This window comes from Candidatus Pelagibacter bacterium nBUS_44 (genome assembly GCF_051200895.1).
Classification (GTDB): Bacteria; Pseudomonadota; Alphaproteobacteria; order Pelagibacterales; family Pelagibacteraceae; genus Pelagibacter.
This window is the reverse complement of sequence record NZ_CP172838.1, coordinates 567593-583194: the sequence shown is the minus strand read 5'-3', so window position 1 is coordinate 583194 and position 15602 is coordinate 567593. Positions and strand designations below refer to the sequence as shown.

Here is a 15602-nt window from a genome sequence, read left to right as displayed (position 1 = left end):
TATGTAAAAAAAAAACTAGTGCCGAAACACTAATAACTAAAATGGCTTTTCTTTTGCTTAAATACATTGTTTAAGAAATATCCAATGAAGATGATTAAAGCAATACCCATAACCCAGTTAGTCACCATTATTGTATAAAATATATCATTATAATCACCGCCCCTTATATTTATTACATACCATAAAGACAAAAATGGAAATGCTGTTAATCTTAAAATACTTAAATACAGACTGTAAATTGGTTTTTTGAGAGCTTGAAATACTGCTGTTGTGATAAAGAACACCGGATAAATTGGGCCTATCAAAGCTGCTACTTTCAGATAAATAGCTCCATGTTTGATTGCTTCCACATTATCTGTAAATTGGGATACAAAAATTTCTGCACCAAAAAATAATATTATTCCTGCGCCTACCATAAACGATGAACCAAATAAAAGAGCTTTCGAATACAATTCTCTTATACGATTAAATTTTTTTGCACCAAAATTCTGCCCACCAATTGAAAGTACAGCTGTATTTAAACCAATTACTGGTAATAAGAAGACTTGTTCAACTCTTAAAGCAGCTCCATACCCAGCAGTAGCTAATTCTCCAAATTGACCAATAAAATACAAAATATTAAATATACCAACACCTATAAACAACATACTAAACATAATAGGTAAGGCTTGAGAAAATAATTCTCTCAACATATCAAAGTTAGGAATAAAACACTTTATAAATAAATATTTTCTTAATTTACATGAATTGATCTTGTAGGCTAAATAAAATGTTCCTATTGATTGTGAGATTACTGTGGCTATTGCAAGACCACCAATTCCAAAAGCTGGAATAAAACCATAACCCCAAATAAATAATGGGTTTAAAAATATATTTAAGAAAAAACTAAAAATTAAAACATTTCTATAACTTTTAGTGTCACCTTGTGCATTCAAGGCACCATTCAAAGAAATTTGAATCATTACAATAAATGTACCGTAAAAAATAATATCTAAATATTCTCTTGTAAGAGCTATACCTGATGCATCAGATCCCATTACACCTAAGAGAAAATTAGAAGCATTTAAACCAAATAGAGTTACTATTACAGAGGTCAGAATTGCAAAAACTACTGATTGAGCAATAAATAGCGATGCTCTATTAATTTTTTTCTCACCTAATAAATTGCCAATACAAGCGTTAGTAGCAGCACCAATACCGACACCCACTGCTATAATTACAAAATATATTGGAAAAGATTTAGCAATTGCTCCTATAGCTTCAGCAGAAATTCTACCGGCAAACCAAGTATCGACTAAATTATAAAAAGTTTGAAATAGCGAACCAACACTTGCGGGTATTGTTACTTTTCTTAGAAGATCCCATATAGGGTCTTTTGTTAATTTTATTTGTTTAGACAATTTATTTTTATTTATATTCTTTTTGGAATATATGCTTTGAACCACTCTTTTTAGCAAGATTTATTTGTTCTTGTCTCATTCTAAATCGTGCCTTTTGGGATTTTGTCAAATTATCGTGACATTTTGGGCAAGAAACACCTTCTTCATATTTTTTTGATTTTTTGTCTTTAGGTGAAATTGGTTTTCTACATCCACTGCACATGAAAAAACTTCCAGCACTTAAACCATGTTTAAGACTAATTCTGTTGTCAAAAACAAAGCATTCTCCTTTCCACATACTATCTTTTTTCTTTGTGTTTTTGAGATAATTTAGAATACCACCATTCAATTGATAAATATTTTTGAAACCTTTGTTCTTTAAGTAAACTGATGTCTTTTCACATCTAACACCACCGGTACAAAACATAGCTACTGGTTTATTTTTTTTTAACTTATTTAGATATTTAGGAAAATCTCTAAAATTATTTACATTTGGGTTTACTGATTTTTTAAATGTTCCAACATCAAATTCAAAGGGCTTTCTTGTATCAATTATATGGGTATCTTTTTTTTTAATTAATTTGTTCCACTCTTTTGGATCTAAATGTGTTTCTAAATTTCTTTCTTTAGAATTTAATATTAAATTCATTGGAACAATTTCTTTTTTAATTTTAACTTTAGGTTTGTGAAAAGGTTGGAATGAAGATTTAGAATTATTACTATTATCAAAATTCTTAAATGAAAAAAGTGATTTAAGTTTTTTTATTGTTTTTTCTATATCTTTAACTTGGCCAGATATAGTTCCATTTAATCCTTCTTTAGCAATAATAATAGTTCCTCTTATATTGTTTTTAATAAAGAATTTTTGCATAGCATCTTTATTTTTTTTTAAAGATGTAACTTTTACAAATTTGTAAAAACCAAGAACTTTAAACATTATAAAACTCTACAAACTGTCATGCCATCTCCTAAAGGAATTATAATTTGCTCAACTCTTTTATCATTAGCAATATGAGAATTAAATTCTCTTATGTTTACTGTGTATTTATCTAAATTTTTCTGATCGGCAACTTCTCCATGCCATAAAACATTGTCAATAATTATCAAACCACCTTTATCAATTAACTGTAATGATTTTTCATAATATTCTTTGTAATTCATTTTATCCGCATCAATAAAAATCATATTAAATTTATTATTTTTTAGATCTTCTAAGCTTTCTAAGGCTGGTTTTATTATTGTTTTTATTTTGTGGTCTTGTTTTGCTTTTTTAAAAAACTTTAATGCCACTTCGTTAGTTTTTTCATTTTTATCAAGTGCTATCAACTTACCATCATCTGGTAAAGCTAATGAAATTGAAAGTGCACTCAACCCAGTGAAGGTTCCAATTTCTAGTACATTTTTAATATTTGAGATTTTTATAATTAAATGCAAAAAATAACATTGAGATGGATCAACTTGCATTCTTTTGATGTCACCTAATGTATTATTGTAATCAATTATTTCTTGCTGAATTGGATTTAACTTTAATCCAAAATCATTAATATAACTTTGTAATTTTTCTGTTATTTTAAGGTTTGCACCCATTTTTATTAAAGCTTTTTCTTTAATATCTCATTTATTAATTGAGGGTTAGCTTTACCACCTGAAATTTTCATTGCTTGACCTACAAAAAAACCAAATAATTTTTCTTTGCCGTTCTTATATTCGACAGCTTTTTCTCTGTTATTATTGATTATTTTATCTATTAAAGCTTCTAATGCTTTAGGGTCACTTTCTTGTTTTAAACCTTTTTCCTCAACAATTACTTGGGGATCTTTATCCCCATCAAGCATTAATTCAAATATTGTCTTACCTATCTTTCCAGAAATCGTTCCATTTTTAATTAGATTAATTAGCTTTGCTAAATTTTTTGCACTTATTGGGCTGTCAGATATTTCTAAATTTTTATTGTTTAAAACAGCAAACAATTCACCTGTAATCCAGTTAACTGCTAATTTCATATCACGGTTCTTACCCATTTTTGCAACAACTTCTTCAAAATATTTTGCAGTTTCAATATCAGATACCAATATTGTTGCCTCATAAGAAGACACTTTAAATTCATCTATAAATCTTTTCTTTTTATCATCAGGTAATTCTGGAATATCAGCTTTTAATTGTTCTATAAATTCATCTGTAACTTCTAATGGTAACAAGTCTGGATCTGGAAAATATCTGTAATCATGAGCATCTTCTTTTGATCTCATTGATCTGGTTTCATTTTTTTTTGTATCAAATAATCTTGTTTCTTGGTCAATAGATTTACCCTCTTCAATTAGATCAACTTGTCTATTTGCTTCATAATCAATTGCCATTTGCATAAATTTAATAGAATTAACATTTTTAATCTCACAACGTGTTCCAAGTTCTTTACTGTCTTTTAATCTTACAGAAACGTTAACATCTGCTCTTAAAGAACCTTCTTGCATGTTACCATCACATGTACCCAAATATCTCATTATCGATCTCAATTTTTTAATATAGGCACTTACTTCATCGGGGGTTCTTAAATCAGGCTTACTAACAATTTCCATTAAAGCTACACCTGATCTATTTAAATCTACTAAAGTATTTTGTGGATCCATATCATGAATACTTTTTCCAGCATCTTGCTCTAAGTGTAGTCTTTCAATACCTACCTCTTTCTGTCCATTTGGCATATCAAGAACAACTGTTCCCTCTCCAACTATTGGATATTTGAATTGTGAAATTTGATATCCTTGTGGGAGGTCGGCATAAAAATAATTTTTTCTATCAAAAACTGATCTTTTATTAATTTGAGCTCTTAAACCAATACCTGTTTTTATTGCTTGTTTTACGCAATATTCATTAATTACGGGCAACATTCCAGGAAAAGCAGCATCAACTAGACTTACTTGAGTATTAGGTTCAGCACCAAATTTTGTTGAAGAAGATGAAAATAATTTTGAATTAGATGTTACTTGCGCATGTACTTCAAGACCAATAACAACTTCATAAACATTATCATACCTTTCAATCAAATATTTCGAACTATCATTAGGCATTATTTAATCCACCAATCAGAAATTTTATTTTTAAAATTAATCTTATCTTCCATTGCATAAGCTAAATTTAATATTTCTTGTTCTTTAAATGCTTTACCAATTATTTGTAATCCCAAAGGATATCCTGCAGCATCATGTCCTGCAGGAATAGATATGGCTGGTAGTCCCGCTAAATTAACAGGTACAGTGAAAATATCATTTAAGTACATTGAAACTGGATCATCTTTCTTTTCACCAATTTTAAATGCTGAACTAGGTGTTGAGGGTGTTAAAATAGCATCTACTTTTTTATAAGCTTCATCAAAATCATTTTTAATTAATTTTCTAACTTTTTGCGCTTTTAAATAATAAGCATCATAATATCCAGAGGATAAGACATACGTACCAATCATTATTCTTCGTTGTACTTCAACACCAAAACCTTCTGATCTTGTTTTCTCGTACATATCTATTAAGTTTTCTCCTTTTGCTCTAAAACCGTACTTAACACCATCGTATCGTGCTAAATTTGAAGAGGCTTCTGCTGGAGCAACTATATAATATGCTGGCAATGCGTAACTAGTATGAGGTAATGAAATATCTACTATTTCTGCACCACAATCTTTTGCATATGTAATTCCTTTTTGCCACAACTCCTCAATCTCCTTAGGCATACCCTCTACTCTATATTCTTTAGGTATTCCTATTTTTTTTCCTTTAATATCTTTGGTTAAATCTTTGCTATATTGATTTCTTTTAAAATCTATTGATGTAGAATCTTTATTGTCATAAGAGCTGATTACCTCTTGTAACAAAGCACAATCTTGGACATTCTGCGCCATCGGTCCTGCTTGATCTAATGAAGAAGCAAAAGCAACAATTCCATATCTAGAACAACTTCCATAAGTAGGTTTTAATCCAACTGTGCCTGTAAAGGATGCTGGTTGTCTAATCGATCCACCAGTATCCGTTCCTATTGTAATTGGTGTCAGCTGACCACTTACAGCTGCTGCAGACCCACCTGATGATCCACCTGGAACCAATCCTTTATCGATAGGGTTTTGTACATTTCCATAAAAACTTGTTTCATTCGATGATCCCATGGCAAACTCATCACAATTCAATTTACCAAGTAAGATTGCTCCTTCATTCCATATATTTTGAGTAACAGTAGATTCGTAAGTTGGAACAAAGTTTTCTAAAATTTTACTTCCCGCTGTCGTTCTAATATTTTTAGTACAGAAAAGATCTTTAACAGCCATCGGTATTCCTGGAAGTTTTAAATCTAAATTAGGTTTTTCATCAAATTTTTTTGCTTTATTAATAGCATTTGAAAAATCTTCTGAAATATAAGAATTTAATTCTTTTGATTTTTCTGAACGTTTAACAAATGCTTTAGTAACATCTTCAGATGATAATTTTTTTTCTTTAATATTTTTAACTAATGATGTTAATGATTGAGAAGTTATATCAGACATTATTCAACAACTTTCGGAACTACAAAAAAATCCTCGTTATCTTCAGGTGAATTTTTTATAATTTGTTCTCTTATATTTTGATTTTTAACTTCATCAGATCTAAATTTTAAAGTTGTTTCAGCTACTGATGTAAGTGGCTCTACTTTATCAGTATTTAATTCGTTCAATTTTTCAATAAATTTGAATATTGCGTTTAAATCACCTACAAGTTTTTCAGCTTTTTGCTCATCAACTGAAATCCTTGATAATTTAGAAATGTGCTTTATTGTTTTAAGATCAATGCTCATATGGTATTTAAATATGTCGCAAACTATCACTTAAGTTAAAAATATACAATATGATCACTATTGAAGATTTTAAAAAAAAACAGTCTGAACCCTCTAGATTGATTGGATTGGATCTTGGCTCTAAAAGAATTGGTGTATCTATCTGTGATGAGAGACAGTCTATTGCAACACCCTTTAAAACAATTAATAAAACAAATACAAATGAGTTAATTACTGAATTACAAGACATAATTAACGAATATGAGATCAAGGGAATTATAATTGGAAATCCAATAAATATGGATGGTTCTTTAGGTAGATCTGCTCAATCAGTAAATGACGTATCAACTAATATTGATAAATCAATTGATGTAGATGTTTGTCTGTGGGACGAAAGACTTTCTACTGTGGGAGCGTTTAATTTATCTAGTCAGCTTGATATAAATGTTAGTAAAAGAGAAAAAAATATTGATCAAAACGCAGCTGCATTCATTCTACAAGGAGCAATAGATTTTTTAAATAATTAATACTTGCCATAATGGCACTTTATAGCTATAGAGTTAATTTTAATGGCAACTAAAAAAAACAAAGCTGTTAAAATCTCCCAAAAACACTTACTAGGTATTCAAGATTTATCAATTAATGATGTAAATCTAATTTTAGATGAGTCTCAAACGTTTATAAAACTTAATCAAAGCAAGAATAAAAAATTAAATGTATTAACTGGTAAAACCCAAATTAATCTATTTTTTGAACCATCGACTAGAACACAAAGCTCATTTGAATTAGCCGGTAAAAGATTGGGTGCAGATGTGATGTCAATGAACATGAGCAACTCTGCAATCAAAAAAGGTGAAACCTTAATTGATACTGCTATGACATTGAATGCAATGCACCCTGATATAATTGTCATTAGGCACCAAGACTCTGGTGCATGTAATTTATTATCTCAAAAAGTAAATTGTGCAGTTTTAAATGCAGGTGATGGTAGAAGAGAGCACCCTACTCAAGCTCTTCTTGATGCTTTAACAATTATTAATCGTAAAAATAAAATTGAAGGTTTAAAAATTGCAATATGTGGAGACATACTCCATTCAAGAGTTGCAAGATCAAATATTTATTTATTAACAATGCTTGGTGCAGAAGTAAACATTGTTGCACCAACAAACTTAATGCCAAAAGAAATAGAAAAATTTGGTGTTAATACTTTTACAGACATGAATAAAGGACTTAAAGATTGTGACATAGTAATGATGTTAAGATTGCAAAATGAAAGAATGACAGGTTCATTTCTATCATCTAATCGTGAATACTATGAATATTATGGATTAACACCTGATAAACTAGATCATGCAAAACCTGATGCAATAATAATGCATCCGGGTCCTATGAATAGAGGTATTGAGATTGATACAAGGTTAGCCGACGATATAAATAAAAGTGTAATTAAAGAACAAGTAGAACTAGGCGTTGCTGTTAGAATGGCATGTTTAAAAATTTTTTGTGATTAAATGAAAAAACAATATATTATAAATGCAAATATAATTGACCCTTACAATTCATTAAATGAAAATGGAGGTTTAATTATTGGTGAGGATGGCAAAATTGAAGCTGTAGGTAAAAAAGTTAATACAAACAACCTGCCTACAAGAGAAAAACCAATTGATTTAAAAGGAAAATATATTTTTCCTGGCTTAGTAGACATGAGAGTTTTTGTAGGTGAGCCTGGTTATGAATACAAAGAAAACTTTAGGACTTTAAGTAATGCAGCATTATCAGGTGGGGTAACCTCAGTTGTTACAATGCCTAACACAAATCCAATTATAGATAATGTATCTATAGTAGATTTTTTAAAAAGAAGAGGAAGAGACAAATCCAAAATAAATATATTTCCATGTGCATCATTAACTCAAAATATTGAGGGTACAAACATGACGGAATTTGGTCTCTTAGCAAACAAGGGCATAATTGGTTTTACAGACGGAGTAAAAACTATTCAAAATACAAGCTTGATGTCGAAAATAATGAATTCTGCTAAAGATTTAGGATGCTTAATAATGCAACATGCTGAAGATTATCACTTATCAAAGAATGGTATGATTAATTCAGGTATAATTGCTACCAAATTAGGATTATCAGGAATACCAGATATCGCTGAAAGAATTATAATTGAAAGAGATCTAACTCTACTTGAAAAAGCAAAATGTAGATATCATATATCTCAAATTTCCTCGACAAAATCAGTTGATATTATTAAACAAAGAAAAAATGATATTAAATTTACTTGTGGTGTATCAATAAATAATCTTTCTTTAAACGAAAATGATATTGGCGATTTTAAAACATTTTTAAAATTATCTCCACCATTAAGAAAAGAAGAAGACAGAGAATCTCTAGTTCAAGGATTAAAAGACAAAACTATTGATGTAATTGTTTCTGATCACAAGCCAGAAGATGAAGAGTCTAAAAGATTAACTTTTTCTCAAGCTGCAACTGGAGCATCGGGAATAGAAACACTTTTATCTTTAAGTTTAGAGCTTTACCATAATGGATCAGTTAAACTTGAAACTATAATTCAAGCATTAACTTCTAATCCAGCAAAAATATTAAGTATTAATAAAGGAAATCTTTCAATCGGTAATGATGCAGATTTTTGTATAGTTGATTTAAATAAACCATGGATTGTAAAAAAAGAAAATTTAATTTCAAAATCTAAAAATACATCAATTGAGGATAAAAAACTTCAAGGCAAAGTAACTAATACATTTGTAAAAGGTAAGGAATTATTTAAAATATAATAATGGACAATTTTACAATAGGTATAATTTCCTACCTTATGGGCTCTATTCCATTTGGTTTCATTTTAACAAAAATTTTTTTAAAAAAGGATATTAGAGATATAGGGTCTGGTAATATTGGCGCTACAAATGCATTAAGAACTGGAAATAAACTAATAGGTTTTGCAACTCTTATATTGGATATTTCTAAAGCAATCATTCCAGTAATTTATACTAAGATACATTTTCCAGAACTTATATTCATTGCTTCATTATGTGCTTTTTTAGGTCATGTATTTCCAATTTGGCTTAAGTTTAAAGGTGGCAAAGGTGTTGCTACCTACGTCGGAATTCTATTTTCTATAAATATTTTATTTGGACTAATTTTTGCAATTTCCTGGGTAATTACTTTTGTATCTACCAAATACTCTTCTTTGTCATCACTAATTGGATCTTTATCTATACCAGTTTATTTATTAATCACAGGAAATGCCAATAATATAACTTTTTTTATAATAATGTTTGTTTTGATTTTTTTCACTCATAGAGAAAATATTAAACGACTGAAAAATAAAGAAGAAAGTAAGACCAATATTTATTAATTTGACTATCGAACTCTTTTGGATAGTTTGTTAAATTATGAATCTAGTGATAGTTGAAAGCCCTGCTAAAGCAAAAACAATTAACAAATATTTAGGTGATAATTATACTGTTTTAGCTAGTTATGGTCATATAAGAGATTTACCATCTAAAAATGGTTCTGTAGATCCTGATCAAAATTTCAAAATGGAATGGGAGGTTGATAGCTTTTCTAAAAAATATTTAAAAGAAATTACTGATGCAGCAAAAGATTCTTCAAAAATTATTCTAGCAACAGACCCTGATCGCGAGGGTGAAGCTATAGCATGGCATGTAAAAGAATATCTAAATGAAAAAAAACTTCTAAAAGATAAAGAAGTTGAGAGAGTTGTTTTTAACGAAATTACCAAAAAAGCAGTGACTCATGGTATTGAAAATCCAAGACAAATAGAACCTTTGCTAGTAGATGCATATATGGCGAGAAGAGCTCTAGATTATTTAGTTGGTTTTAACATCTCCCCTATTTTATGGACAAAATTGCCAGGCTCAAAATCTGCAGGTAGAGTTCAATCAGTGGCCTTAAAACTTATAACTGAAAGAGAACATGAAATTGAGTCTTTTAATCCAGATGAATTTTGGACTTTAACGGTAAATTTTCAAGATAATAAAAAACAGTCAATAAGTGCAAGCATCTCCCAAGTAGATGGAAAAAAAATTGAAAAATTTTCATTTAAAAATAAATTTGAAATAGATTCGGCAATTAAAGTTATCAAAGATAAAGAATTTAATATAAGCGATATTTCATCAAAAATAGTTAATAGAAAACCTTCAGGTCCTTTTACAACATCAACATTACAACAAGTCGCCTCAAGTAGATTAGGTTTTGGAGCATCAAGAACAATGCAAATTGCTCAAAGGCTATATCAAGGTATTGAAATTAATGGTGAAACTATTGGGTTGATTACTTATATGAGAACTGATGGTACAAATTTATCTGCAGATGCTGTTTCAGATTTTAGAAATTATATCAAAAATGAATATGGTAAAGAATATCTTCCTGAAAATCCTTTAAATTATTCTGGAAAAAAAGCTAAAAATGCTCAGGAAGCTCACGAAGCTATAAGACCGACCGACATTGAAAGGTCTCCCGAGTCTGTTAAAAAATATTTAAGTACTGATCAACAAAAGCTATACAATTTAATTTGGGGAAGAGCACTATCATCACAAATGGAGACTGCTAAATTCGATAGAAGCACAATAACAATATCTTCGAAAGATAATAATACCATATGTAAGTCTAGTGGTTCTGTTTTAAAATTTGATGGTTATTTAAAAGTTTTTCCAAATCCAAGTAAAGATGATGATGAAACTTTACTTCCAAAAATGTCAAAAGGACCAATTAATATTGAATCTCTTTTAGACGAACAACATTTTACTCAACCACCACCAAGATACTCAGAAGCTAGCTTAGTTAAAAAATTAGAAGAGTTGGGTATAGGACGTCCATCTACTTATGCAAGTATCATTTCAACTATAGCAAATCGAGGATATGCTGAGATTTTAAATAAACGATTTTTTCCTACTGATCGGGGTAAATTAATTTCTGCATTTTTGGAAAAATTATTTTCCAAATATGTGGATTATAATTTTACAGCTGATTTAGAAGATCAATTAGACGGAATTACTACTGGTAAAGAAAGTTGGATAAAAGTTTTAGAAATGTTTTGGAAAGATTTTAATAACAATGTTTCTGAAGTAAAAGAAATAAGAACTAGGGAAGTTTTAGACTTACTAAATGATAGCTTGGGTGCATTAATTTTTGACAAAAACACAGAAGGTAAAATTGTTAGAAAATGTCAATTATGTAACGATGGATCATTAAGTTTGAAAAATAGTTTTAGAGGTGGTGCTTTTATTGGATGTTCTAATTATCCTGAATGTAAATTCACAAGACCTTTATCAAAAGCCAAAGCTGCAGCTCAAGCACAATTAGCGGAACCAAAGTTTATTGGAAAACATGATAATGGTAATGATATATATTTAAAAAATGGAAGATTTGGCCCTTATCTACAATATGAAAAAATTTTAGAAGAGATACCTGAAGAAAAAACTTCTAAAAAAAAGAAAAAAAGAAAAAAACTTAAAACTGATGTAAATGAACTTTTAAAAAATGTTTCCATACCAAAGGGTTTAGAATTAGAAAGTATTGATTTGGAAAAAGCTCAATTTTTATGTTCTTTACCAAAATCTTTAGGATTAAACCCTGAAAACCAAAAAGAAATTACATTAAACACAGGAAGATTTGGACCTTATTTAAAATGTGAAAATAAATCGGCCAGAATAGAAAATATAGAAGAAATATTTTCCATAGGTTTAAATAGAGCAATAACAATGATAGCAGAAGCAAAACCAGGAAGAATGTCATCTTCGATTATAAAAGATCTAGGAGAACATCCGGAAGATAAAAAACCAGTAAGAGTTATGAAAGGTCAATATGGGCCATATATTAAATACAAGTCATTAAATGCAACTATCCCAGAAGAAAAAGATCCTACAGAACTTACAATGGAAGAAGCTTTAATTTTAATTGAGAAAAGAAAAGAATACGATAAAATTAAAAAAGCTAAAAAAACTAAAAAAAAAGGTAAATAATGAATTTTGAAGATAAAATTAGAGAATTAAAAATTGAACTACCAGAAGCTAAGGCGCCTGTTGGATCTTATGTCGCTACAAAAATTGTAGGAAAATTACTTTATGTGTCAGGACAAATATCAATTGATGCAAATGGAGAGTTAATAAAAGGTAAAGTTGGTAAAAATTTAACTACAGATGAAGCCTACAAAGCTGCTGAAAGATGTGGATTAAGTATTATTGCTCAAGTTAAAAATGCATGTGATAGCGATCTATCAAAAATAAAATCTTGTATCAAATTAACTGGTTTTGTAAATTCAACAGAGGATTATATAGAGCAACCAAAAGTAATTAATGGAGCTTCAGACTTAATTGCATCAGTTTTTGGTGAAGCTGGTATGCACACAAGAGCAGCAGTAAGTGCCAATAGCTTACCGCTGGGTGTTTCAGTTGAAGTTGATGCTATTTTTGAAATAAACTAAAGCTTATCTTCCTATACTGAAATATTTAAATCCTTGGGCTTTAATTTTATCTGGTGAAAATATGTTTCTCATATCATAAATCTTCATATTTTTTGATGTAGATAATTTCTTAAAATTGATAGATTTAAAATCATTCCACTCAGTATGCAATATAATTAAATCAGAGTCTTTTGCTGCATGGCTAATTGACTTTGAAAAAGTTACGTTTTTAATTTTATCAAATTCTTTTTTTATGCCCGTAGGGTCATAATATTTTATTTTGGCTCCATTTTTAGAAAGATAGGGAATCATTTCTAAACTTGAAGAGTCTCTCATATCATCTGTATTAGCTTTGAAAGTAACGCCTAAAAAACAAATCTTTTTGTTTTTAATTCTTTGATTAAGTATTTCATTAATTTTTTTAAGTAATAATTTGGATCTTAATGAATTTGATTTTACTACACTTTTAATTACTGATAGATCTGTTTTGAACTTGTCGGCTGTAGCAATAATAGCTTTTGTATCTTTAGGAAAACATGACCCCCCATAAGCTGGACCAGGTCTCAAAAAACGACTACCTATTCTTTTATCTAACCCAATACCTATTGATATATCTTCAACATCAATATTAGTTTTTTCACATAAATTTGCTATTTCATTTATAAATGTAATTTTTGTAGCTAAAAAAGCATTAGCAGCATACTTAATTAGTTCTGCAGCTCTACGATTAGTAGAAATAAATTTTGCTCCTTTGGAAATTAATGGAGCATAAAGACTTTTTAAAATCATTTTTGACTTTTTATCATTTGAGCCAATCACTACTCTATCAGGATAAACAAAATCTCTTATAGCCTCACCTTCTCTTAAAAATTCTGGATTTGACACTACTGAAAATTTATTTTTTTTAACCTTTTTTGATAATATTTTTTCTATTTCATCACCTGTAGTAACTGGCACAGTTGATTTTGTTATTATTATCTTAAATTTATTAATGGATTTTGATATTTTCTTAGCGGCAGAAAAAATTTGACTTAAATCTGCTCTGTTACTATTTTTTTTTGTAGGTGTGCCAACACATAAAAATATAACATCAGATTTTTTTATGGAATCTTCTAAATCTGTAGAAAATTTTAATCTTTTATTATTATTGTTTTTAAGAACCAGTTCTTTTAATCCTGGTTCATAGATTGGAATTATTCCTTTTTTAAGATCATTAATTTTTCTTTTATCTTTATCAACACATATAACATCATTGCCAAAATCTGAAAAACATACACCACTTACTAACCCAACATAGCCAGTTCCTATCATGCACAATTTCATAATTTTGAAATCTCCTTAGATGAATTAATATAACCATTTAATGTTCCACAATCTAAATATTTACCTAAAAAATTATGTGCTATAAATTTTTCATTATCATTAATCAGTGACTGAATTGCATCAGTAACATGTATTTCTCCACCATTTCCAGGTTTCAGTTTTTGTAGTTTTGAAAAAATAGTTTTAGGTAAGATATACCGTCCTATGACCGCTTTATTGGAAGGAGCTTGTTTAATACTTGGTTTTTCAATAACGCCTTTAATTGTGTAATCAGTTTTATTCAATTTTTTATTAAGATTAAAAATACCCCATCTAGAAATAGATTTTTTATTAACAGTCATACTAGCCATGATAGAAGCTTTATAATTTTTATGTGTTTTAATCATGGATTTTGAACAATTCTTTTTAATTATAAGATCATCTGGTAATAACATCAAAAAATATTTATCTTTAATAAATCTTTTAGTTTTAAGAACTGCATCACCAGTACCTTTTGGTTTATTCTGATAAACAAATTTTATCATTTTTCTGTATTTTAAGATCTTTTTATATTCTTCAATGACTCTTAAATCTTTTTTTTTTTAATTATATCTTTATAAAATTTATCATTATAAAAATATTTCTTAATCATCATTTTTTTTTTTGAAATTATAAAAATTATTTCTTTTATACCTGCATCAACGCACTCTTCTAAAATATACTCTAGGCCCGGTTTACCATTAATGGGAAGAAGTTCTTTAGCAAATACGCTAGTTAAAGGTAACAATCTAGTACCAAGACCAGCTAGGGGAATAATTGCTTGTTTAATCATTTAAATGTTTTACTTATTAAATAATTTAATACAAATGAAAATTTTATTAAACAATGAAACTTTACATAAAACATTAAAGCCTTTTGATAATATTGGGTTTGTACCGACTATGGGCGGGATACATGAGGGGCATATTTCTCTAATAAACAAATCAATCAAATATGCCGATAAAACAATAGTAAGTATTTTTGTTAATCCTAAGCAGTTCAATAATAAAAGGGATTTTATATCGTATCCTTCAAATATCAAAAATGATTTAGCTATTTTAAAAAAAATTCCTAAGATTGACTTCATTTATATTCCTAAATTTAAAGATATCTATGAAAGTAAAGATAAATCGAAAATAATAATTAAAAGAAGTGACAAAATTTTATGTGCAAAATTTAGAAAAGGACATTTTGAAGGTGTGTTGGATGTAATGGATAAATTAACAAATTTGATCAACCCAAAAAAAATTTTTATGGGAAAAAAAGATTATCAGCAATTATTTCTGGTTAAAAATTTTATAGAAAGTAATTATAAGACTAAAGTGATTGGCTGTAAGACAATAAGAAATAAAAATAAACTTGCGTTATCTTCGAGGAATTTTTTACTTAGTAAAAAAGATTTAAAAAAAGTTGAAAATATATCAAAAAAATTTTTAAATCTTAAAAATGAAGTAAAAAAACATAGATATATTAATAAATTTTTAGGGCAATCAAAAAGAAAATTTGAAAAATTATTAAATATTAAAATTGAATATTTAGAAAATAGAAATGTTAAGAATCTTAAAATTTCAAATAGATACTTAAAGTCAAAAATATTTTTATCTTATCATTTTAAAGGTATTAGGTTGATTGACAATTTTTGA

Annotated in this window: 14 protein-coding genes and 1 pseudogene; 7 read left to right on the top strand and 8 right to left on the bottom strand. The window is 28.5% G+C overall.

Going from position 1 to position 15602, the window contains the following annotated elements; genetic code table 11:
* Positions 1-29: 29 nt before the first annotated feature.
* From ACIJYB_RS03185 to gatC, 6 genes are read right to left on the bottom strand one after another with little or no spacing between them, the layout of a single operon-like run.
* On the bottom strand, positions 30-1400 hold the full coding sequence (locus ACIJYB_RS03185; protein ID WP_435152228.1) for an MATE family efflux transporter: 1371 nt from the start codon (positions 1398-1400) through the stop codon (positions 30-32).
* Positions 1401-1407: 7 nt separating this feature from the next.
* Positions 1408-2316: a rhodanese-related sulfurtransferase gene (locus ACIJYB_RS03180; RefSeq protein ID WP_435152225.1), complete on the bottom strand. Its 909-nt coding sequence runs from the start codon at positions 2314-2316 to the stop codon at positions 1408-1410.
* The gene (locus ACIJYB_RS03175; protein WP_435152223.1) at positions 2316-2966 is read right to left on the bottom strand and encodes an O-methyltransferase; all 651 of its coding nucleotides are present in this window, start codon (positions 2964-2966) and stop codon (positions 2316-2318) included. The genes ACIJYB_RS03180 and ACIJYB_RS03175 overlap by 1 nt, the downstream gene beginning before the upstream one ends.
* Before the next feature lie 5 nt (positions 2967-2971).
* Positions 2972-4447 (bottom strand): Asp-tRNA(Asn)/Glu-tRNA(Gln) amidotransferase subunit GatB, encoded by a 1476-nt coding sequence (gatB, locus tag ACIJYB_RS03170; protein ID WP_435152220.1) that lies wholly within the window; start codon positions 4445-4447, stop codon positions 2972-2974.
* Positions 4447-5904, bottom strand: coding sequence for an Asp-tRNA(Asn)/Glu-tRNA(Gln) amidotransferase subunit GatA (gene gatA / locus ACIJYB_RS03165; RefSeq protein WP_435152218.1), 1458 nt, complete (start codon positions 5902-5904; stop codon positions 4447-4449). Before gatA ends, gatB begins: the two co-directional genes overlap by 1 nt.
* The gene (gene gatC, locus ACIJYB_RS03160; RefSeq protein ID WP_435152215.1) at positions 5904-6191 is read right to left on the bottom strand and encodes an Asp-tRNA(Asn)/Glu-tRNA(Gln) amidotransferase subunit GatC; all 288 of its coding nucleotides are present in this window, start codon (positions 6189-6191) and stop codon (positions 5904-5906) included. The genes gatA and gatC overlap by 1 nt, the downstream gene beginning before the upstream one ends.
* A gap of 50 nt (positions 6192-6241) precedes the next feature.
* Here gatC and ruvX point away from each other — a divergent pair, with 50 nt between their 5' ends.
* From ruvX to ACIJYB_RS03130, 6 genes are read left to right on the top strand one after another with little or no spacing between them, the layout of a single operon-like run.
* A complete protein-coding gene (gene ruvX, locus ACIJYB_RS03155; RefSeq protein WP_435086952.1) occupies positions 6242-6697 on the top strand; it encodes a Holliday junction resolvase RuvX in 456 nt (151 codons plus the stop codon).
* A 42-nt stretch (positions 6698-6739) separates the two neighbouring features.
* A complete protein-coding gene (locus tag ACIJYB_RS03150) occupies positions 6740-7681 on the top strand; it encodes an aspartate carbamoyltransferase catalytic subunit (protein ID WP_435152212.1) in 942 nt (313 codons plus the stop codon).
* A complete protein-coding gene (pyrC, locus tag ACIJYB_RS03145; protein WP_435152209.1) occupies positions 7682-8968 on the top strand; it encodes a dihydroorotase in 1287 nt (428 codons plus the stop codon).
* A 2-nt stretch (positions 8969-8970) separates the two neighbouring features.
* The gene (gene plsY, locus ACIJYB_RS03140) at positions 8971-9549 is read left to right on the top strand and encodes a glycerol-3-phosphate 1-O-acyltransferase PlsY (protein ID WP_435152206.1); all 579 of its coding nucleotides are present in this window, start codon (positions 8971-8973) and stop codon (positions 9547-9549) included.
* Between the two features lie 37 nt (positions 9550-9586).
* Complete coding sequence (topA, locus tag ACIJYB_RS03135) at positions 9587-12178, top strand: type I DNA topoisomerase (RefSeq protein WP_435152203.1); 2592 nt, start codon at positions 9587-9589, stop codon at positions 12176-12178.
* Positions 12178-12639, top strand: coding sequence for a RidA family protein (locus tag ACIJYB_RS03130; protein ID WP_435152201.1), 462 nt, complete (start codon positions 12178-12180; stop codon positions 12637-12639). Before topA ends, ACIJYB_RS03130 begins: the two co-directional genes overlap by 1 nt.
* Before the next feature lie 3 nt (positions 12640-12642).
* Here the strand turns inward: ACIJYB_RS03130 and ACIJYB_RS03125 are convergent, their stop codons facing one another.
* Positions 12643-13941, bottom strand: coding sequence for a UDP-glucose dehydrogenase family protein (locus ACIJYB_RS03125; protein WP_435152198.1), 1299 nt, complete (start codon positions 13939-13941; stop codon positions 12643-12645).
* Positions 13938-14752: pseudogene (locus ACIJYB_RS03120) on the bottom strand (sugar phosphate nucleotidyltransferase). Before ACIJYB_RS03120 ends, ACIJYB_RS03125 begins: the two are co-directional and overlap by 4 nt.
* 4 nt (positions 14753-14756) lie before the next feature.
* Between ACIJYB_RS03120 and ACIJYB_RS03115 the strand changes: the two are divergent.
* The gene (locus tag ACIJYB_RS03115) at positions 14757-15602 is read left to right on the top strand and encodes a pantoate--beta-alanine ligase (RefSeq protein WP_435152191.1); all 846 of its coding nucleotides are present in this window, start codon (positions 14757-14759) and stop codon (positions 15600-15602) included.